Source organism: Leifsonia sp. SIMBA_070 (assembly GCF_046534635.1).
GTDB lineage: Bacteria > Actinomycetota > Actinomycetes > Actinomycetales > Microbacteriaceae > Leifsonia.
Genome location: NZ_JAWRYK010000291.1, coordinates 1 through 271, shown reverse-complemented (window position 1 = coordinate 271; position 271 = coordinate 1). Strand labels below are relative to the sequence as shown.

Below are 271 nucleotides of genomic sequence, written 5' to 3'. Positions count from 1 at the left end.
ATCCAGAAGTCTTTCCTGTCCAAGGACGTTGACGCGATGCAGCCGCACATCCGGGCATTTGTGGAGCGTGCGGTCACGTTCACCACCTGCCCCGACTGCGACGGGACCCGTCTCAACGAAGGCGCGCGGTCGTCGAAGATCAACAAGGTCAACATTGCTGACGCCTGTGCGATGCAGATCAGCGACCTTGCCGACTGGGTGCGCGGACTCAGAGAACCGTCCGTCGCGCCGCTGCTTGCCAACCTGCAGCGCACCCTCGACTCATTCGTCG

The 271-nt window shown here is 62.4% G+C and carries 1 pseudogene; it reads left to right on the top strand.

What is annotated here, in order from left to right:
• Nucleotides 1-271: pseudogene (locus SB754_RS20405) on the top strand (excinuclease ABC subunit UvrA); the annotation flags it as partial.